We start from the raw sequence: 18,144 nt of genomic DNA, 5'->3' as shown, positions 1-18,144 counted from the left end.
CGCTCTCCGTCACTCACGTCAACCGGTTACCAACACAACAGTACGGCCGTGACGCCCCCCAGGGCGCCACGGCCGGCTGCGGACCGACGGCTACTGGCCGTCGTCCTCACGCTTCAGCGCGCCGAGCGCGCGCTGCGTGACCTCGTCCACTTCGCCCATGGCCGAGATCGTCACGACCAGGCCCTGGGACTTGTAGTAGTCGATGATCGGCTCGGTCTGCGTGTGGTAGACCTCCAGCCGCGTGCGCACCGTCTCCTCGGTGTCGTCGTCACGCTGGTACAGCTCGCCACCGCAGACGTCGCAGACGCCTTCCTTGGCCGGCTTCTTGTACGACACGTGGAAGACGTGCGCCGAGTCGTTGCGGCAGATGCGACGGCCGGCGATGCGCTTCACGACCTCGTCCTCGGGGGCTTCGAGGTCGAGTACCGCGTCCAGCTCGATGTTCTCGGTGTTCAGCAGTTCGTCCAGCGCCTCGGCCTGCGAGACGTTGCGCGGGAAACCGTCCAGCAGGAAGCCGTTCTCGGCGTCCGGCTGCTCCATGCGGTCCTTCGCCATCGCGATGGTGACCTCGTCGGGGACGAGGTTGCCGGCGTCCATGTAGGACTTCGCGAGCTTCCCGAGCTCCGTCTGCTGGCTGATGTTGGCGCGGAAGAGGTCGCCCGTGGAGATGTGCGGGACGCGCAGGCGCTCGGCAAGGCGCGTGGCCTGCGTACCCTTTCCGGCACCCGGCGGCCCGACGAGGACGATTCGCATCAGCGGAGGAACCCTTCGTAATTGCGCTGCTGGAGCTGGCTCTCGATCTGCTTCACCGTCTCGAGACCGACACCCACGATGATCAGGATGCTGGTCCCGCCGAACGGGAAGTTCTGGCTTGCCCCGAAGCCCACCAACGCCATCGTCGGCACAAGAGCGATCAGACCCAAGTACAGCGAACCCGGCCAGGTGATCCGGTTGAGCACGTACGAGAGGTACTCAGCGGTCGGTCGGCCAGCCCGGATGCCCGGGATGAAGCCACCATACTTCTTCATGTTGTCCGCGACTTCCTCGGGGTTGAAGGAGATCGCCACGTAGAAGAACGCGAAGAACACGATGAGCAAGAAGTACAAAGTGATGTAAATCGGGTGGTCGCCCTTCACCAGGTTCTGCTGAACCCAGGTCTTCCACCCGGAGTTGCCTCCGGCGAACTGCGCGATCAGAGCCGGAATGTAGAGCAGCGACGAGGCGAAGATGACGGGAATCACACCCGCCTGGTTCACCTTCAGCGGGATGTAGGTCGACGTACCGCCGTAGGAACGGCGGCCGATCATCCGCTTCGCGTACTGGACGGGGATGCGGCGCTGGGCCTGCTCCACGAAGACCACGAGCCCGACCATGATCAGGCCGACCAGGATCACCGTGCCGAACTCGATCCAGCCGCCGGCCAGGTTGCCGGACTTCTTGATGGACCAGAGGGCGGACGGGAAGGTCGCGGCGATCGAGATGAACATCAGGATCGACATGCCGTTGCCGATGCCGCGGTCGGTGATCAGCTCACCCAGCCACATGACGACGGCCGTACCGGCGGTCATGCAGATGACCATGGTGATGGTGGAGAAGATGGCCCGGTCGGGAACGATCTGCGACGCGACGGTGCAGCCGTTGAAGAGGGCGCCGCTGCGGGCGGTGGCCACCAGGCCGGTGCCCTGCAGGATGGCCAGGGCGATGGTCAGATAGCGCGTGTACTGCGTGATCTTGGCCGTGCCGGCCTGGCCCTCCTTCTTGAGGGCCTCCAGGCGCGGGATCACCACGGTCAGCAGCTGCAGGATGATGCTCGCCGTGATGTACGGCATGATGCCCAGCGCGAAGACGGTGATCTGCAGCAGCGCGCCGCCACTGAACATGTTGACCAGACCGAAGAGGCCCTGGTTGCCGGACGCCTCGTCCACGCACTGCTGGACGGACTTGTAGTCCACGCCGGGAATCGGGATGTGGGTACCGACCCGGTAGACCACGATGATGCCGAGCGTGAAGAGCAGCTTCTTGCGCAGGTCGGGCGTCTTGAACGCCCGGGCGAACGCGGTGAGCACGGTGCCTCCTGCGACCCCCGCGCAACTGCGTCGAAGGGCGGTCTTGAGGTTCGACGAATACGAAAAGAAACAGTGGACGCTACCTTACCGGCGACACTGCTCCCCTAGGAACGACCAACCGGGGATACCCCAATTGTGGGGTATCCCCGGTTGACGCGTTACGCGTTACGTCATCGGGCTCAGACGAGCTCGGTGACCGTACCGCCGGCGGCGGTGATCTTCTCCTTGGCGGAGCCGGAGACGGCGTCGACCGTCACCTGCAGCGCCACGGAGATCTCGCCCTGGCCGAGGACCTTGACGAGGCTGTTCTTGCGCACGGCACCCTTGGCCACGAGACCCTCGACCGTGACCTCGCCACCCTCGGGGTAGAGCGCGGCCAGCTTGTCGAGGTTCACGACCTGGTACTCGGTCTTGAACGGGTTCTTGAAGCCCTTGAGCTTCGGGAGACGCATGTGGAGGGGCATCTGCCCACCCTCGAAGCGCTCCGGAACCTGGTAGCGGGCCTTGGTGCCCTTGGTACCACGACCGGCCGTCTTACCCTTCGACGCCTCACCACGACCGACACGGGTCTTGGCGGTCTTGGCGCCCGGGGCGGGACGGAGGTTGTGGATCTTGAGCGGGTTGTTCTCCGCCATGATCAGTCGACCTCCTCGACCGTCACGAGGTGGCGGACGGTGTGCACCATGCCGCGGAACTCGGGGCGGTCCTCCTTGACGACCACGGTGTTGATCCCCTTGAGACCAAGCGACCGCAGGGTGTCACGGTGGTTCTGCTTGCTGCCGATGTAGGACTTGACCTGCGTGATCTTGAGCTGCGCCATGATTACGCACCCGCCCCGGCACGCGCACGCAGCAGGGCCGCGGGGGCCACGTCCTCGAGCGGCAGACCACGGCGGGCCGCGATCTCCTCGGGACGCTGCAGGCCCTTCAGGGCCTCCACGGTCGCGTGCACGATGTTGATGGCGTTGTCGGAGCCCAGGGACTTCGACAGGATGTCGTGCACACCCGCGCACTCGAGCACGGCACGCACGGGACCACCGGCGATAACACCGGTACCCGGCGAAGCCGGCTTGAGCAGCACGACGCCGGCAGCCTTCTCACCCTGGATCGGGTGCGGGATGGTGCCCTGGATACGGGGGACCTTGAAGAAGTGCTTCTTGGCCTCCTCAACACCCTTGGCGATGGCGGCCGGCACCTCCTTGGCCTTGCCGTAACCGACACCCACGGTGCCGTCACCGTCGCCCACCACGACCAGCGCGGTGAAGCTGAAGCGACGACCACCCTTCACAACCTTGGCGACACGGTTGATCGCGACGACGCGCTCGACGTACGCGGTCTTCTCGGCGGCAGCAGCGCCGCCGTCACGGCCCTTCCGGTCCCGCCGCTCGCCGCCACCGGCACCGCTTCCGCGGCGCTGGGGTCCAGCCATTGGATTACCTCTCTCTTTTTCCGCTAGCTACGGCGGCTCAGAACTTGAGCCCGGCCTCGCGGGCGGCGTCCGCCAGGGCAGCGATGCGCCCGGCGTACTGGTTGCCACCACGGTCGAACACGACGGCCTCGACACCGGCGGCCTTGGCACGCTCGGCGACCAGGGCGCCGACCTGCTTGGCCTGGGCGGACTTGTCGCCCTCGGCACCGCGGATCGAGCTGTCCAGGGTGGACGCCGACGCCAGGGTGTGGCCCTTCAGGTCGTCGATCACCTGCGCCACGATGTGACGGTTGGAGCGGGTCACGACCAGGCGGGGACGCTCCGCAGTACCGGAGACGTTCTTGCGGATCCGAAGGTGACGACGCTTGATAGCAGCACGCTTGTAAGCGTCGCCCTTGAGAATCTTCTGTCCGTATGCCATGGCTTACTTACCCGCCTTTCCGACCTTGCGGCGGATGACTTCGCCCTCGTACTTGACGCCCTTGGCCTTGTACGGGTCGGGCTTGCGCAGCTTGCGGATGTTGGCCGCAACCTCGCCGACCTTCTGCTTGTCGATGCCCTCGACCGAGAAACGGGTCGGGGTCTCCACCTTGAAGGAGATGCCCTCGGGGGCCTCGACGGTGATCGGGTGGCTGTAGCCCAGCGCGAACTCGAGGTTCGAACCCTTGGCGGTCACTCGGTAACCGACACCGCTGATCTCGAGCTTCTTGACGTATCCCTGGGTCACACCGGTGATCATGTTCGCCACCAGCGTGCGGGACAGGCCGTGCAGGGCCTTGCTCTGCCGCTCGTCGTTCGGGCGGAGCACCTGGAGGGTGCCGTCCTCGCCCTTAGCGATGTCGATCGGCGCGACGATGGTGTGGGTCAGCTCGCCCTTGGGGCCCTTGACCTTGACCGTACGGCCGTCGATGGTGACGTCCACGCCGGCGGGAACCGGGATGGGGAGCTTGCCGATACGCGACATAGCTGTTTCCTCCGTTCCCTTCCGTTACCAGACGTAGGCGAGGACTTCCCCACCCACGCCCTTCTTCTGCGCCTGCTTGTCGGTCAGCAGGCCGTGAGACGTGGAGATGATCGCCACGCCGAGGCCGCCGAGCACCTTCGGCAGGTTGGTGGACTTCGCGTAGACCCGGAGACCGGGCTTCGAGATCCGCTTGATGCCCGCGATGGAGCGCTCACGGTTCGGGCCGAACTTCAGGTCGAGCACGAGGTTCTTGCCGACCTCGGCGTCCTCGACCTTCCAGCCGGTGATGAAGCCCTCCTGCTGGAGGATCTCCGCGATATGAGACTTGATCTTGGAGTGCGGCATCGACACGGAGTCGTGGTAAGCCGCGTTCGCGTTCCGCAGACGCGTCAGCATGTCTGCGATCGGATCAGTCATGGTCATGAATTGGCCTGTGGCCTTTCTCGCCGGGGTTTCCTATATGCGCCATCCCTCTCCCCATACATGGACGGGACGGGTGCGGTGCGGGGACCTACGGCGTAGTAAGTCGTTCAGGGCGGCAGAGGCCCAACCCTCCTAGCCTAAGCCATGAGAGCGGTGGCCTCTGCCGTCCCGGTTGCTTACCGAGAGGTCCAGGTATCCCTAACTAGGGGATTACCAGGAGCTCTTGGTCACGCCCGGCAGCTCGCCACGGTGAGCCATCTCACGAAGGCACACGCGGCAGAGGCCGAACTTGCGGTACACGGAGTGGGGACGACCACAGCGCTGGCAGCGGGTGTAGCCACGCACACCGAACTTGGGCTTGCGAGCAGCCTTCGCGATGAGAGCCTTCTTCGCCATCTCGCTCACGCCTCCTTGAACGGGAAGCCGAGGTGACGGAGGAGCGCGCGGCCCTCTTCGTCGTTGGTCGCCGTGGTGACCACGGTGATGTCCATACCCCGGACACGGTCGATCTTGTCCTGGTCGATCTCGTGGAACATGACCTGCTCCGTGAGACCGAAGGTGTAGTTGCCACGGCCGTCGAACTGCTTGGGGGACAGGCCGCGGAAGTCGCGGATGCGCGGCAGCGCGAGCGACAGGGTGCGGTCCAGGAACTCCCACATGCGGTCGCCACGGAGCGTGACGTGGGCACCGATCGGCTGACCCTCACGCAGCTTGAACTGCGCGATGGACTTGCGGGCCTTGGTGACGGCCGGCTTCTGACCGGTGATCGTGGTGAGGTCGCGGATGGCGCCCTCGATCAGCTTGGAGTCGCGGGCGGCGTCGCCCACACCCATGTTGACCACGATCTTGACGAGGCCGGGGACCTGCATGACGTTCTCGTACTTGAACTCGTCACGCAGCTTGCCCGCGATCTCCTCGCGGTACTTCGTCTTCAGACGCGGAGTGGTGGTGGTAGCCATCAGATGTCCTCACCCGTCCGCTTGGCAACGCGGATCTTGTTGCCCTCGTCGTCGAAGCGGTAGCCGACACGCGTGACGACCTTCTGGCCGTCCTTCTCCACGACCAGCTGGACGTTGGAGACGTGGATCGGGGCCTCGGTCGTGACGATGCCACCGGCCTGCGAACCGCCGGCGGTGGGGCCGGCCTTCGTGTGCTTCTTGACCCGGTTGACACCCTCGACCAGGACGCGCTCCTCGCGCGGGTAAGCGGCAATGACCTTGCCCTGCTTGCCCTTGTCCTTGCCGGTGATGACCTGGACCAGGTCGCCCTTCTTGATCTTCATGCTTACAGCACCTCCGGAGCCAGCGAGATGATCTTCATGAACTTCTTCTCGCGCAGCTCACGCCCGACCGGGCCGAAGATGCGGGTGCCGCGAGGGTCGCCGTCGTTCTTCAGAATGACGGCGGCGTTCTCGTCGAAGCGGATGTACGAGCCGTCCGGACGGCGGCGCTCCTTGACGGTGCGAACGATGACCGCCTTGACGACGTCACCCTTCTTCACGTTGCCACCGGGGATCGCGTCCTTGACGGTGGCGACGATGACGTCACCGATGCCCGCGTAGCGGCGACCGGAGCCACCGAGCACACGGATGCAAAGGATCTCCTTCGCACCAGTGTTGTCGGCGACACGCAGTCGCGACTCCTGCTGGATCACGTCTATCTCCTGGATGTCTGCCGGTTCCCGGCAGGGGTTCCTTCACGAAACCCCTGCCGAGCCTGGCGGAACGATGCGTAGGGGGTCCCCCTACGAGGGATTACTTGGCCTTCTCGAGGATCTCGACGACGCGCCAGCGCTTCGTCGCGGACAGCGGCCGGGTCTCCATGAGGAGGACGCGGTCGCCGACGCCCGCAGCGTTCTGCTCGTCGTGGGCCTTGAGCTTGTTCGTACGGCGGATGACCTTGCCGTACAGCGCGTGCTTGACACGGTCCTCGACGGCGACGACGACGGTCTTGTCCATCTTGTCGCTGACGACCAGACCCTCACGGGTCTTGCGGAATCCGCGTGCCTCGGTGTTCTCAGTCACGTTGCTCTCGCTCATCAGGCGCTCTCCACCGTCTCGATGCCCAGCTCGCGCTCACGCATCAGGGTGTAGATCCGCGCGATGTCCTTACGGACGGCCTTGAGCCGACCGTGGTTCTCGAGCTGACCCGTCGCCGCCTGGAAGCGGAGGTTGAACAGCTCTTCCTTGGCCTCGCGGAGCTTCGCCAGAAGCTCCTCGTTGCCCAGCTCGCGCAGCTCGGACGCCTTGGTACCGGCCGACATCACGCTTCACCTGCCTCGCGCTTGACGATCCGGCACTTCATCGGCAGCTTGTGGGCCGCACGAGTCAGCGCCTCACGGGCGATCTTCTCGTTGGGGTACGACAGCTCGAACATCACACGTCCGGGCTTGACGTTCGCGATCCACCACTCCGGCGAACCCTTACCGGAACCCATGCGGGTCTCGGCCGGCTTCTTGGTGAGGGGACGGTCCGGGTAGATGTTGATCCAGACCTTGCCGCCACGCTTGATGTGACGGGTCATCGCGATACGAGCCGCCTCGATCTGGCGGTTCGTCACGTAGGCCGGGGTCAGCGCCTGGATGCCGTATTCGCCGAACGCAACCTGCGTCCCACCCTTGGACATACCGTTGCGCTTCGGGTGGTGCTGCTTGCGGTGCTTGACCCTACGGGGGATCAGCATTTCGGTCAGGCCTCCGTTCCGGTGCTCTCAGCCGGAGCGGACGCGGGAGCCTCGGCCTTGGGGGCCTCGGCGCCGGCAGCCTGCTGCGGCTTGCGACCGCGCCCGCCACGCTCGCCACCACGGCCACCACGGGCCGGGCGGTCGGCGCCGCCACGGGCCGGGCGGTTACCCGCACGGGCCGCAGCGTTCTCGGCGCGGACCTCGGCGATGTTCTTCACGTCGCCCTTGTAGATCCAGACCTTCACGCCGATGCGGCCGAAGGTCGTCTTGGCCTCGAAGAAGCCGTAGTCCACGTTCGCGCGGAGCGTGTGCAGGGGCACACGGCCCTCGCGGTAGAACTCCGAGCGGGACATCTCGGCGCCACCGAGGCGGCCACCGCACTGGATCTTGATGCCCTTGGCGCCGGCCTTCATCGCCGACTGCATGCTCTTACGCATGGCGCGGCGGAAGGAGACGCGGGAGGAGAGCTGCTCGGCGACGGCCTGGGCAACCAGCTGAGCGTCGGTCTCGGGGTTCTTGACCTCGAGGATGTTCAGCTGGACCTGCTTGCCCGTGAGCTTCTCGAGGTCACCGCGGATGCGGTCGGCCTCGGCGCCACGGCGGCCGATGACGATGCCCGGACGAGCGGTGTGGATGTCCACACGCACGCGGTCACGGGTGCGCTCGATCTCAACCTTCGAGATGCCGGCGCGCTCCATGCCGGACGTCATCATCCGACGGATGGCGACGTCTTCCTTGACGTAGTCCTTGTACAGCTTGTCGGCGTACCAACGCGACTTGAAGTCGGTCGTGACACCGAGCCGGAACCCGTGCGGGTTTACCTTCTGGCCCATTACCGGGTTCCTTCCTTGCTGCTGACGACCACGGTGATGTGGCTGGTCCGCTTGCGGATCCGGTAGGCGCGGCCCTGGGCACGCGGCCGGAACCGCTTCAGGGTCGGGCCCTCGTCGACGTAGGCCTCGGAGATGTAGAGGCTGTCGGCGTCGGTGTGGTCGTAGTTGTGCGCGGCGTTGGCGATGGCGCTGTCCAGCACCTTGCCCACCGGCACCGAGGCGGCCTGCGGAGCGAATCGCAGGACCGCCTGGGCCTCCGTGGCGTCCATGCCACGGATGAGGTCCACCACGCGGCGGGCCTTCATGGGCGTGACGCGGATGTACCGCGCCTGGGCCCTGGCTTCCATGGTTGTCCCTTCAGTTACTTACGTGTCTGAATGCGATCCGCTACTAGCGGCGCTTCGACTTCCGGTCTTCCTTGACGTGACCCCGGAAGGTGCGCGTCGGCGAGAACTCGCCGAGCTTGTGGCCGACCATCGACTCGGTGACGAACACCGGGATGTGGGTCTTGCCGTTGTGCACCGCGATCGTGTGGCCCAGCATCGCCGGGACGATCATGGAGCGGCGGGACCAGGTCTTGATGACGTTCTTGGTGCCGGCTTCGTTCTGCGAGTCCACCTTCTTGATGAGGTGGTCGTCGACGAAGGGCCCCTTCTTGAGACTGCGCGGCATCTAAACCCGCTCCTAGCGCTTCTTGTTCGTCTTGCGGCGGCGGACGATGTACTTGTTCGAAGCCTTCTTCGGCGAACGAGTACGACCTTCCTTCTGACCCCAGGGGCTGACCGGGTGGCGACCACCGGAGGTCTTGCCCTCACCACCACCGTGGGGGTGGTCAACCGGGTTCATCGCCACACCGCGAACGGTCGGGCGGACGCCCAGCCAGCGCTTGCGGCCGGCCTTGCCCCAGTTGATGTTGCTCTGCTCGGCGTTGCCGACCTCGCCGACGGTGGCGCGGCAGCGCACGTCGACCAGGCGGATCTCACCGGAGGGCATGCGCAGGTGGGCCATCTGGCCCTCCTTCGCGAGCAGCTGCACGGAGGCACCGGCGGAGCGGGCGAACTTGGCGCCGCCGCCCGGACGAAGCTCCACGGAGTGGATCGTCGTACCGACCGGGATGTTGCGCAGCGCCAGGTTGTTACCGGGCTTGATGTCGGCACCGGGGCCGTTCTCGATCCGGTCACCCTGGTTCAGCCCACGCGGGGCCAGGATGTAGCGCTTCTCGCCGTCCGCGTAGTGCAGCAGCGCGATGCGCGCGGTGCGGTTCGGGTCGTACTCGATGTGCGCGACCTTCGCCGGCACGCCGTCCTTGTCGTGACGACGGAAGTCGATCACTCGGTAGGCGCGCTTGTGGCCACCGCCCTGGTGGCGGACGGTCACACGACCGGCGTTGTTACGGCCGCCCTTGCTGTGCAGCGGGCGGACCAGCGACTTCTCCGGCGTGGACCGCGTGACCTCGACGAAGTCGGCAACGCTGGCGCCACGACGGCCCGGCGTAGTCGGCTTGTACTTGCGGATTCCCATTTCTCAGTCCTCGTCCGATATCGGACGATCCGACCCGCTTACGCGGTCGGACCGCCGAAGATGTCGATACGGTCGCCCTCGGCGAGGGTCACGATCGCGCGCTTGCTGCCGGCACGCTGACCGAAGCCGGTCTTCGTGCGCTTGCGCTTGCCCTGGCGGTTGATCGTGTTGACCCCGGTGACCTTGACCGAGAAGACCGCCTGGACGGCCTGCTTGATCTGGGTCTTGTTGGCGTTCGGGTCGACGATGAACGTGTACTTGTTCTCGTCGAGGAGCGCGTAGCTCTTCTCGGAGACGACCGGCTTCAGCAGGACGTCACGGGGGTCCGTGTACGACTTGCTCAGCGGGGTCTCGACGGTGTTCTTGCCCTCGGTGGCGTGGCGACGCGCCTTGGCGACGCGCGCGGCCTTGGCGGCCTTGGCGGCCTTCGAGGCGATCGCGGGGTGACGGATAGCCATCAGACCTCGCTCCCTTCGGTGTCAGCGGCCTTGGGGCCAGACACGAAGGACTCGAAAGCGGCCTGGGTGAAGACCACGTCGTCCGAGACGAGAACGTCGTACGTGTTCAGCTGGCCCGGCTCCAGGATGTGGACCTGGGGCAGGTTGCGGGCGGACAGCCACGCGGCCTCGTCGGAGCGCTCGGCGACCAGGAGCAGGTTCTTGCGCTCCGAGATCTTGCCGAACAGGCTCTTCGCGGCCTTGGTGGAGATCGCACCCTCGACCACGCCGGCGACGACGTGGATGCGGTTGTGACGCGCCCGGTCGGTGAGGGCACCGCGCAGGGCGGCGGCCTTCATCTTCTTCGGGGTGCGCTGCGAGTAGTCACGCGGCTGCGGGCCGTGGACGACGCCACCGCCGGCGAACTGCGGAGCGCGGGTCGAACCCTGACGGGCGCGACCGGTGCCCTTCTGGCGGTAAGGCTTCTTGCCACCACCACGGACTTCACCGCGGGTCTTGGTCTTGTGCGTGCCCTGGCGGGCAGCGGCCAGCTGCGCGACGACGACCTGGTGGATCAGCGGAACGCTGACCTTGGCGTCGAAGATCTCCGCGGGGAGCTCGACGGAACCGGCCTTGTCGCCAGCCGGCGAAAGGATGTCAACAGTGCTCATCGGTTACCTCAGGCCCCCTTGGCCGCGGTGCGGACCAGGACGAGGCCGCCGTTCGGACCGGGAACCGCGCCCTTGATGAGCAGCAGACCCTTCTCCGCGTCAACGGCGTGGACGGTCAGGTTCTGGGTGGTGACCCGCTCGTTGCCCATGCGACCCGCCATGCGGAGGCCCTTGAACACGCGGCCCGGGGTGGCGCAGCCACCGATGGAACCGGGCGAGCGGTGCTTGCGCTGGGTGCCGTGTCCGGCGCCGAGGCCCTTGAAGTTGTGACGCTTCATGACACCGGCGAAGCCCTTGCCCTTGCTCTTGCCGGTCACGTCGACCTTGATGCCGGCCTCGAACACCTCGGCGGTGATCTCCTGGCCGAGGGTGTACTCGCTGGCGTCAGCGGTACGGATCTCGACGAGGTGGCGGCGGGGAGTGACGTCGGCCTTGGCGAAGTGGCCCTTGAGGGGCTTGTTCACCTTGCGCGGGTCGATCTCGCCGAAAGCGATCTGGACGGACTCGTAGCCGTCGACATCGTTCGTACGGACCTGGGTGACGACGTTGGGGCCGGCCTTGACGACGGTGACCGGAACAACACGGTTGTTCTCGTCCCACACCTGCGTCATGCCGAGCTTCTCGCCCAGGATGCCCTTGATCTGCTTAGCCATTCTCAGCCCACCAGCCTCAGAGCTTGATCTCGATGTCGACACCGGCCGGGAGGTCGAGTCGCATCAGAGAGTCAACGGTCTTGGGGGTCGGGTCGAGGATGTCGATCAGGCGCTTGTGCGTGCGCATCTCGAAGTGCTCGCGCGAGTCCTTGTACTTGTGCGGCGACTTGATGACGCAGTACACGTTCTTCTCAGTGGGCAGCGGCACCGGGCCCGCGACCGACGCACCAGTGCGCGTCACCGTCTCGACGATCTTCTTCGCCGAAGAGTCGATGACCTCGTGGTCGTAGGCCTTGAGCCGGATGCGGATCTTCTGTCCCGCCATGGCTACTCAGTAGTCCTGTCTCTCTACAGCTCTGGAACCTGGTGTTCCTTCGACTTTGTCCGACCCACGCGGTCGGGCGTGTCGCACTCCCGCTGACACAGATGTCCCTTGTTCGAACATCCCTTGTCGTGGGGAAGAGGTTCACCGGGTGCCTGGCCAGTGCCGCACCACACTTCCCGGAAGATTCCCGTACGTCCGCCCCAGCGCTACCCGAGGGCAGTTAGGGCGACGAGTACTGTGGGACTCGCTTCCGGTCCTCCCGGCGGGAGGCGCGCAGCATCAACACTCGACCGAGCAACTCCGACAGTCTGCCATAAGGGGCAGGCCGGATGCCAATCGAGCCGAAGAGATTACCCCGGGGGTGACGAAGGTCAAACCCGGGGCGCGATCCACCCTCAGCCCTGCGTGGCGTAGGTCACAAAATCCGCCCAGGCGCTCTCCGCGAGGGCGAGCCGGGGGCCGGCGATGTGCTTGGAGTCACGCACGTGCACGGTGCCGGGAGCGTGGGCGACCTCGACGCAGGAGTTGCCGTCGGTGCCTCCGCTGTAGCTGCTCTTGAACCAGACCAGCTCGGCGGTATCCCCGGCCGTGGTCTTGCGGATCATGTCTCTCCCAGCAGGTGCTCGATGAAGGCCAGCGACTCCCGGGGCGAGAGCGCCTGAGCCCGGATGGTGCCATACCGCAGCTCAAGGATGCGGAGGTGCTTGGGATCATGCATCGGACGGCCATTGAACGCGCCATCGGAGCGGCCCACCGCCGTCCCGTCCGGGAACTTGAGCAGTTCGATCCTGCCGTCCAGCCCTGGATGGGCCTCGGTGTTCGTCGGCATCACCTGGAGCGTGACATTGCGCAACTGCCCCACCTCCAGCAGACGTTCGAGCTGCCGTCGCCAGGCCATTGTGCCCCCGACCCGCCGACGTAGTGGCGCCTCTTCCAAAACGAAGTGGATCGAGGACGCCGGATCCCGCTCGAAGACCGACTGCCGCGCCAGCCGCGCCGCCACCATGCGCTCGACGTCGTCCGGTGAGTACGGCGGCTGGGCCGCGCCGATCACAGCGCGCGCGTGATCAGGCGTCTGCAGCAGCCCGGCGATGATGTTGCACTCGTACACCCCGATCTCCACCGCCCGGGCCTCCAGCTTCGCCAGCTCCCGTACCCGCTTCGGATACCGGACCTTCTTCACGTCCTCCCAGGTCGCCGCGATGAGTCCGCCGGCGTTCAGCACCTGGTCGGCTTCCACCAGGTAGTCCTGGCGCGGGATCCGCTTCCCGGCCTCGATCTTGTACACCATGTCTTCGCTGTAGCCGACGAGCCTGCCGAACTCCGCGGCCCGCAGCCCGGCCGCCTCCCGGCGCAGCTTCAGCTGCCGCCCGACCGTGGCGATGACGGCCACACCCCACTCGTCGTCCGGGTCCACTTCCCAACCCGGCTCGTCCGCCTCGCTCTTGAGCCGTACCGCCTCGCCGTCCACGGACATCCGCGCCCCTCCGTCGTCCCGTTCCCGCGCCGTACGTCGGCGCCCTACCCGTGGGAACCGTGCGGACAGCCAAGACAACGCCGGACAAGCACCGGACAGTGACCGTACGCAACCGCTCCGTCACTCCTCACGGTAGGCAGGAGCCGCCACGCTGAGTGACGTGAATCAGGAAATCGCCGAGTCCGGCACCGAACTCCCCCACGCCGTGCCCCACTTCAGCGTGCTGCTGTCGTCCACCGCGCGCGGCGCCCGCCTCGCCCGGCTGCTCGCCGACACGCAACTGCGCCGCTGGGGGCTGCCGGCCGAGCCCGCGAAACAGCTGGTGGCCGAGCTGGCGGCCAACGCGGCCACTCACGGCCGCGTCCCCGGGCGCAACTTCCGTCTGACGCTGTACGTGGTCGGCGGCACGCTGCGCATCGAGGTGACCGACACGCGGGGTGAGCGTCTGCCGGAGGTGCGGTGCCCAAAGGAGAGCGCCGAGTCCGGGCGGGGACTGCTCATCGTCGAGGCGCTCGCGGACAAGTGGGGCGTGCGTGAGGAACGCCCCCCGCGCAAGACCGTGTGGGCGGAGATCGGGACGGGGGGCACCGCGTCGTGACCGGTCACGTCCCGGTGAGCGGCGACCCGGCCCGGCGCGAGGTCAATGCTTTCAAGAACCCTGGGGAAAGTACCGGCCAAACCCCGCCCCACCCCGCCGTCTCCCCTGCGGACCCCCGTCACCCGCGCGAGTGGTCTTCGCCAACTGAGCTGGATTCGCGCCCAGTTCGCAGGCATATGCTCACCGCGACCACAACCGGAGACATGCGACGGCCCCCGGCCGGGACGGGCATCCCGATCGAGGGCCTGACCACCGAGGAAGGCAACAACTTCCCGATGGGTACCGAGCACTTTAGCGCGCCTCCGTGCGCTCAGCCGCTGAATCCGCGCGGCATCACCCACATCAACTCCGCGCACACCGAACGCTTCACGGTCGTCGGCAACCACCTCGCGCAGCACTGCGAGCTGAGCCTCACCGCGATCGGTCTCGCCACTCACATCCAGTCGCTGCCCTCCGGCGCCCCGGTCGGCATCAAGGCGCTCGCGGCCCGCTTCCCGGAGGGCGAGACCCGTATCGCCGCGGCGCTGCGGGAGCTGGAGGCCCACGGCTACCTGGCCCGCGTCCGCGAGAAGCTCCCGAACGGCCGGATCGTCACGCACACGGTGTCGTACAACCGGCCCGTGGCCGAGCGTCCCGCTCGCCCGTCCGGGGCCGAGCGGCCCGCGGGTCGCAAGACGCCCCCGCCGCCCCCTGCTCCCCCGCAACCACCGCCCCCGCCGCCTCCCCCGGCACCCGAGCCCGCGGCACAGGCCGCTCCCAAGCCCCCGCCGCCTCCCCTCCCCGAGCCGCAGACCCCCGATCTGGACCGTCATCGCGCGGCCACGGCCCTGCTGGCGACCCTCCACCGCAGCGACCCGCGCCTGCTGCTCTCCGAACGCGCCGTCCGCCGCCTCGCCCCAGCCGCGGCCGCCTGGCTCGAACGCGGCGCCCGCCCGGAAGCCGTCCGCCACGCCCTGACCGCGAACCTGCCACGCGACCCCCTGCGCAACCCCGCAGCCCTGCTGGCACACCGCCTGACCGACCTGCTGCCGCCTCCCGCGCCGCCCGACCCCCCACCCGCCGGGCACCACCGGCCGGCCGGACGCCTGCCCCTGCACAGCTGTGAGGGGTGCGAACGCGCGATTCGCACCCCTCAGCCAGGCTCCTACTGCCGCGACTGCCGGGAAGCCCACCCCGGCAACCGGTCAGCGGCGTGATCAGGTCACTTCGTGAAGTACCCCGTGATGTCGGCGATCAGGTCCACCGAACCCCACTGGTTGTAGAAGTCCACCTTGCCGTTCACGACCGGGACGATCACCAGGTTGGGGATCGTCAGGCCCGACGTGAAGTTCAGGTTCGACGCCGACGTGCGGGTCGTACCGTCCGGGTAGACCGAGACGAAGCTCGACGAGGTCGGATTCGTCGCGGTCACGTTCAGGACCACCGCCGTCACACCGGACGACGGGACACCCTGGACGCCGGCCACCGGCAGGGACACCACGCCCTGCGGGCCCACCGGGGCCTTCGGGACGCCGATGCCGTACCGGGTGTCCATCAACCGCTTCGGACCGAGGTTGATGTGCGAGGAGCCCTCGGTGCCGGAGGTGAAGTAGCCGGTGATGTCGGCGATCAGGTCGACCGAACCCCACTGGTTGTAGAAGTCCACCTTGCCGTTCACGACCGGGACGATCACCAGGTTGGGGATGGTCTGGCCGGCGGTGAAGTTCAGGTTCGACGCCGACGTGCGGGCCGTACCGTCCGGGTAGACCGAGACGAAGCTCGACGAGGTCGGGTTCGTGGCGGTCACGTTCAGGACCACCGCCGTCACACCGGAGGACGGCACGTCCTGGACGCCGGCCACCTGGAGGCTCACCACGCCCTGCGGACCGACCTGCGCCTTGGGCGCGCCGGTGCCGTACCGCGTGTCCATCAGCCGCAGCGGGCCGTGGCTGACGTGGGTCGAGCCGCTGGTGTCCGTGGCGTAGTAGCCGGTGACGTCGGCGATCAGGTCGACCGAGCCCGCGTGGTTGTAGAACCGCACCTTGCCGTCGATCACCGGCACGGTCACCAGGTTGGGGATCGTCTTCCCGGCGGTGAAGTTCAGGTTCGACGCCGACGTGCGGTCGGTGCCGTTCGGGTAGACCGACACATAGCTGGTCGCCGTCGGGTTCGTGGCCGTCACGTTCAGGACGACCGCGCCGACGCCGGTGGACGGCACCACGCTGTTGCCGGTGACGTCGAGGACCACCTCACCGCCGGGGCCGACCTTGGCCTTCGCCACGCCCGTGCCGGACCGGGTGTCCATCAGGCGGGTCGGGGTGACCGGCTTGAAGGTCTTGGGACCCGGCACGGTCACGGTGACCGGAGCCGACGTCGTGACCTTGCCGGAGGTGTGGGTGGCGCGGATCGCCACCGTGTGGTCGCCGTAGCCGCTCAGAGTGAGCGACGCGCTGCGGACATGGCCCCAGCTCCAGGTGGAGACCTGGCCGTCGACCAGCACCTCGAACTTGTAGATCAGGGCGTTCTGCGTGCTCGTGGACCAGCCGACCGTGACCGGGCCGGGCGTCTGGTAGCCGCTGCCGGCCTTCGTGGCCTCGCCGCCCACCGAGGTGATCGCCAGGTCCTTGACCGTGCCGCTCGCATAGCCGCGGATCGTGCCCAGCTGCCCGTACAGCAGGTTGCCGGGGCACTCGGTGGCGTAGCCGTCACGGTGACCGGAGACCGTGTTGAACGTGTAGTCCTGGCCCTGGGTGTACGAGGTGCCGAAGTAGTTCTTCTGCGTGGCACCGGAGTTCAGCAGGGTCGTGCCGGACGGGTCTACGCCGTACTGACCGAGCTTGTACGCGATGATCCGCGACGCGGAGACCAGGGACGCGTCCGACGCGTTCTGCTGGTTGTAGTCGCCGAGGAAGGCCACGCTCGTCGACTGGGAGTTCCAGCCGTAGGTGTGGGCCCCGTACACCGGCTGGTCGATCCCGCCCTTGCGGCCCTCGAAGAGGGTGCCGCACTTGTCGACCAGGAAGTTGTAGCCGATGTCCTTCCAGCCGTTCGTCTTCACGTGGTACGTGTAGATGCCCCGGACGATCGCCGCGGACTCGGAGCAGTCGTACGGGTTGGCGTCCGCGGTGTGGTGCACGAACGCGGCCTTGATCGTGTTGCCGTTCGGCAGATAGCCCGGCTCCTCCGGGCTGATGCTCTCGTCCGCGCCCCAGCCGGCACGCGAGACGATCGGCGGCTGCGGGGCCGTGGAGGCCGGCCCGGGCGTCGTGGGCGGGGTCTCCTGCACGAAGGCCGCGGGCTCGGCGTTCAGCTCACCCGAGGTCCGGCCCGCCGTCGAGGTGCCCGGGTCGACCAGGTCGAGACGCAGGCCGGCCGGGAGCTTGCCGTTGCGGGCGCCGTCGGTGACGCGGACCTCGGCGCCGTCGGAGGCGTCCACCCAGACCGGCTCGGTGGAACCGCGCGCGCCGGCCCGCTTGCCGTCGAGCATCGCCGGGTACGGCGTCAGGTCCTGCCACGCCGTCCACTCGCCGGTCTCGGCGTTGCGGGCGCGCGCCTGGATGGTGCCCTGGATCTTCGCCAGGGGGTCCGTCCAGGAGACGCCCATGAGGGCGAAGCGGTCGGTGTCCCGCTTCGACAGGACCGCCTCGCCGTGGCCCTGGTCGGTCAGCGCGAGCTTGTGCACGGCGGTCCGGACCGGGCCGTGCTCCTTCCCTCGCGCGCTGTAGACGCTCGGCAGGCGCGCCTGATCGTCCCCGCTTCCGAAGACGGCGCCGTTCGCGATGGACTGGATGCCCAGGATCGCTGCGATACCGAGGGCGGCCCCGGCGGCTGTGCGCCGCGCCCGGGCAGCGGCCGTACGACGTGCTCGACGTCCCGATCTCAAGTTGTTTCCCACCCCTGAACGGCCCCCCTGGGACCCCTAGATGGACATGACACGGATAAGTGGCGGCATGCTACAGGGGTGCGTGGGAGCGCTTTCCACCGGGGCGTGAGAAACACGTGTGACCTGCGGGACTGCGGAGACACAAAAACGAGGGGCCCGTACGACCGAAGTCGTACGGGCCCCTCGCGGAGCTCGCATCTGGAGC

At 67.3% G+C, this 18,144-nt stretch carries 28 protein-coding genes; 2 read left to right on the top strand and 26 right to left on the bottom strand.

The window, feature by feature from the left end:
• Nucleotides 1-90 precede the first annotated feature (90 nt).
• From ACZ67Q_RS25175 to ACZ67Q_RS25055, 25 genes are all read right to left on the bottom strand, one after another.
• Nucleotides 91-753, bottom strand: coding sequence for an adenylate kinase (locus tag ACZ67Q_RS25175; protein WP_471186000.1), 663 nt, complete (start codon nt 751-753; stop codon nt 91-93).
• A complete protein-coding gene (gene secY / locus ACZ67Q_RS25170) occupies nt 753-2,066 on the bottom strand; it encodes a preprotein translocase subunit SecY (protein WP_361630543.1) in 1,314 nt (437 codons plus the stop codon). Before secY ends, ACZ67Q_RS25175 begins: the two co-directional genes overlap by 1 nt.
• Nucleotides 2,067-2,245: 179 nt before the next feature.
• Nucleotides 2,246-2,701 (bottom strand): 50S ribosomal protein L15, encoded by a 456-nt coding sequence (gene rplO / locus ACZ67Q_RS25165; protein ID WP_067018996.1) that lies wholly within the window; start codon nt 2,699-2,701, stop codon nt 2,246-2,248.
• Nucleotides 2,702-2,703: 2 nt separating this feature from the next.
• Nucleotides 2,704-2,886 (bottom strand): 50S ribosomal protein L30, encoded by a 183-nt coding sequence (gene rpmD / locus ACZ67Q_RS25160; RefSeq protein ID WP_003998814.1) that lies wholly within the window; start codon nt 2,884-2,886, stop codon nt 2,704-2,706.
• Nucleotides 2,887-2,888: 2 nt separating this feature from the next.
• Nucleotides 2,889-3,494 carry a 30S ribosomal protein S5 gene (rpsE, locus tag ACZ67Q_RS25155; RefSeq protein ID WP_030201551.1) on the bottom strand — a complete coding sequence of 202 codons (606 nt, stop codon included), beginning with the start codon at nt 3,492-3,494 and terminating at the stop codon, nt 2,889-2,891.
• 37 nt (nt 3,495-3,531) lie between these two features.
• Entirely contained in the window at nt 3,532-3,915 is a 384-nt protein-coding gene (rplR, locus tag ACZ67Q_RS25150; protein WP_361630548.1) for a 50S ribosomal protein L18, read from the bottom strand.
• A 3-nt stretch (nt 3,916-3,918) separates the two neighbouring features.
• Nucleotides 3,919-4,458 carry a 50S ribosomal protein L6 gene (gene rplF / locus ACZ67Q_RS25145; RefSeq protein WP_363265738.1) on the bottom strand — a complete coding sequence of 180 codons (540 nt, stop codon included), beginning with the start codon at nt 4,456-4,458 and terminating at the stop codon, nt 3,919-3,921.
• Nucleotides 4,459-4,482: 24 nt separating this feature from the next.
• Entirely contained in the window at nt 4,483-4,881 is a 399-nt protein-coding gene (gene rpsH / locus ACZ67Q_RS25140; RefSeq protein WP_361630554.1) for a 30S ribosomal protein S8, read from the bottom strand.
• A gap of 210 nt (nt 4,882-5,091) precedes the next feature.
• Nucleotides 5,092-5,277, bottom strand: coding sequence for a type Z 30S ribosomal protein S14 (locus ACZ67Q_RS25135; RefSeq protein WP_003948630.1), 186 nt, complete (start codon nt 5,275-5,277; stop codon nt 5,092-5,094).
• 5 nt (nt 5,278-5,282) lie between these two features.
• Entirely contained in the window at nt 5,283-5,840 is a 558-nt protein-coding gene (gene rplE / locus ACZ67Q_RS25130; protein WP_014674377.1) for a 50S ribosomal protein L5, read from the bottom strand.
• Complete coding sequence (gene rplX, locus ACZ67Q_RS25125; protein ID WP_190181494.1) at nt 5,840-6,163, bottom strand: 50S ribosomal protein L24; 324 nt, start codon at nt 6,161-6,163, stop codon at nt 5,840-5,842. The genes rplE and rplX overlap by 1 nt, the downstream gene beginning before the upstream one ends.
• Before the next feature lie 2 nt (nt 6,164-6,165).
• Nucleotides 6,166-6,534, bottom strand: coding sequence for a 50S ribosomal protein L14 (gene rplN / locus ACZ67Q_RS25120; protein ID WP_003998823.1), 369 nt, complete (start codon nt 6,532-6,534; stop codon nt 6,166-6,168).
• A 100-nt stretch (nt 6,535-6,634) separates the two neighbouring features.
• The gene (rpsQ, locus tag ACZ67Q_RS25115) at nt 6,635-6,919 is read right to left on the bottom strand and encodes a 30S ribosomal protein S17 (protein WP_014674375.1); all 285 of its coding nucleotides are present in this window, start codon (nt 6,917-6,919) and stop codon (nt 6,635-6,637) included.
• Nucleotides 6,919-7,143 carry a 50S ribosomal protein L29 gene (rpmC, locus tag ACZ67Q_RS25110; RefSeq protein WP_003974259.1) on the bottom strand — a complete coding sequence of 75 codons (225 nt, stop codon included), beginning with the start codon at nt 7,141-7,143 and terminating at the stop codon, nt 6,919-6,921. The genes rpsQ and rpmC overlap by 1 nt, the downstream gene beginning before the upstream one ends.
• On the bottom strand, nt 7,143-7,562 hold the full coding sequence (rplP, locus tag ACZ67Q_RS25105) for a 50S ribosomal protein L16 (RefSeq protein ID WP_009190136.1): 420 nt from the start codon (nt 7,560-7,562) through the stop codon (nt 7,143-7,145). The genes rpmC and rplP overlap by 1 nt, the downstream gene beginning before the upstream one ends.
• 5 nt (nt 7,563-7,567) lie before the next feature.
• On the bottom strand, nt 7,568-8,395 hold the full coding sequence (gene rpsC / locus ACZ67Q_RS25100) for a 30S ribosomal protein S3 (RefSeq protein ID WP_116148545.1): 828 nt from the start codon (nt 8,393-8,395) through the stop codon (nt 7,568-7,570).
• Nucleotides 8,395-8,742: a 50S ribosomal protein L22 gene (gene rplV / locus ACZ67Q_RS25095; RefSeq protein ID WP_019329637.1), complete on the bottom strand. Its 348-nt coding sequence runs from the start codon at nt 8,740-8,742 to the stop codon at nt 8,395-8,397. Before rplV ends, rpsC begins: the two co-directional genes overlap by 1 nt.
• Before the next feature lie 43 nt (nt 8,743-8,785).
• Complete coding sequence (gene rpsS, locus ACZ67Q_RS25090) at nt 8,786-9,067, bottom strand: 30S ribosomal protein S19 (RefSeq protein ID WP_041665437.1); 282 nt, start codon at nt 9,065-9,067, stop codon at nt 8,786-8,788.
• 12 nt (nt 9,068-9,079) lie between these two features.
• Nucleotides 9,080-9,916: a 50S ribosomal protein L2 gene (gene rplB, locus ACZ67Q_RS25085; RefSeq protein WP_240118074.1), complete on the bottom strand. Its 837-nt coding sequence runs from the start codon at nt 9,914-9,916 to the stop codon at nt 9,080-9,082.
• 38 nt (nt 9,917-9,954) lie between these two features.
• Nucleotides 9,955-10,374: a 50S ribosomal protein L23 gene (gene rplW / locus ACZ67Q_RS25080; RefSeq protein WP_190045803.1), complete on the bottom strand. Its 420-nt coding sequence runs from the start codon at nt 10,372-10,374 to the stop codon at nt 9,955-9,957.
• Nucleotides 10,374-11,024, bottom strand: a complete 651-nt coding sequence (rplD, locus tag ACZ67Q_RS25075) for a 50S ribosomal protein L4 (protein ID WP_471185991.1) — start codon at nt 11,022-11,024, stop codon at nt 10,374-10,376. Before rplD ends, rplW begins: the two co-directional genes overlap by 1 nt.
• 8 nt (nt 11,025-11,032) lie before the next feature.
• Nucleotides 11,033-11,677, bottom strand: a complete 645-nt coding sequence (gene rplC, locus ACZ67Q_RS25070) for a 50S ribosomal protein L3 (protein WP_020135811.1) — start codon at nt 11,675-11,677, stop codon at nt 11,033-11,035.
• A 16-nt stretch (nt 11,678-11,693) separates the two neighbouring features.
• Nucleotides 11,694-12,002 (bottom strand): 30S ribosomal protein S10, encoded by a 309-nt coding sequence (gene rpsJ, locus ACZ67Q_RS25065; RefSeq protein ID WP_003948644.1) that lies wholly within the window; start codon nt 12,000-12,002, stop codon nt 11,694-11,696.
• Between the two features lie 395 nt (nt 12,003-12,397).
• Nucleotides 12,398-12,607, bottom strand: a complete 210-nt coding sequence (locus tag ACZ67Q_RS25060; protein ID WP_471185989.1) for a DUF397 domain-containing protein — start codon at nt 12,605-12,607, stop codon at nt 12,398-12,400.
• Nucleotides 12,604-13,479, bottom strand: coding sequence for a helix-turn-helix domain-containing protein (locus ACZ67Q_RS25055; protein WP_471185986.1), 876 nt, complete (start codon nt 13,477-13,479; stop codon nt 12,604-12,606). Before ACZ67Q_RS25055 ends, ACZ67Q_RS25060 begins: the two co-directional genes overlap by 4 nt.
• A 160-nt stretch (nt 13,480-13,639) precedes the next feature.
• Between ACZ67Q_RS25055 and ACZ67Q_RS25050 the strand changes: the two genes are divergently transcribed.
• Both ACZ67Q_RS25050 and ACZ67Q_RS25045 read left to right on the top strand, forming a co-directional pair.
• Complete coding sequence (locus tag ACZ67Q_RS25050; protein ID WP_471185984.1) at nt 13,640-14,077, top strand: ATP-binding protein; 438 nt, start codon at nt 13,640-13,642, stop codon at nt 14,075-14,077.
• A 275-nt stretch (nt 14,078-14,352) separates the two neighbouring features.
• Nucleotides 14,353-15,273 carry a helix-turn-helix domain-containing protein gene (locus ACZ67Q_RS25045; protein ID WP_471186165.1) on the top strand — a complete coding sequence of 307 codons (921 nt, stop codon included), beginning with the start codon at nt 14,353-14,355 and terminating at the stop codon, nt 15,271-15,273.
• A 5-nt stretch (nt 15,274-15,278) separates the two neighbouring features.
• Here the strand turns inward: ACZ67Q_RS25045 and ACZ67Q_RS25040 are convergent, their stop codons facing one another.
• Nucleotides 15,279-17,939 carry a peptidoglycan recognition protein family protein gene (locus ACZ67Q_RS25040; protein ID WP_471185981.1) on the bottom strand — a complete coding sequence of 887 codons (2,661 nt, stop codon included), beginning with the start codon at nt 17,937-17,939 and terminating at the stop codon, nt 15,279-15,281.
• Between the last annotated feature and the right edge of the window lie 205 nt (nt 17,940-18,144).

It is taken from the genome of Streptomyces sp. NPDC036813 (assembly GCF_055609245.1).
The sequence above is the reverse complement of the archived record's forward strand: the minus strand, read 5'-3'. Positions and strand labels throughout refer to the sequence as shown.